A 395-nucleotide genomic window follows, 5' to 3' on the forward strand; every position below is an offset into this window, starting at 1 on the left:
GTGGCTATCGCCCTGGCCGTGGATGACTTTCCCGGCAAAATGGGTAATCCAGTCCGACAGGCGAAGTTCGATTTTATCACCCAGGCCCGGCGTTTCATGATGCTCAGTTACGCGGGTGCCGAGGACCGTGCCGCTAAAATCGGCGGCAACCAGCAGCTGTATTGCTCCGGAGTAGCCGTCCGGCGCGGTGGCTTCCATCACCGCGCCGATCGGTCGATCGTTATTTTTGGCGATCCACACTTTATGCTGGCCTTTGCCCAGCGCCGGGGCGCTGACCAGATAGCAACTCTTAAGCAGATCGTTATTATAGCGGTCGGCAGGTAAAACCTGGTCGAATAACGCCTTTTGCTGCAGGGCCGCCTGCTGGTCGATGGTGCTTTTGGTCAGCTCATTGA

1 protein-coding gene is annotated in these 395 nt (G+C 57.5%); it reads right to left on the reverse strand.

The window, feature by feature from the left end; genetic code table 11:
• The coding region (gene rsxG, locus WCE05_RS26330) for an electron transport complex subunit RsxG (RefSeq protein WP_368816886.1) at positions 1-395 on the reverse strand (395 nt) is incomplete at both ends.

Source organism: Pseudomonas sp. I2 (genome assembly GCF_040984075.1).
In the GTDB taxonomy this organism is placed as follows: domain Bacteria; phylum Pseudomonadota; class Gammaproteobacteria; order Pseudomonadales; family Pseudomonadaceae; genus Aquipseudomonas; species Aquipseudomonas guariconensis_B.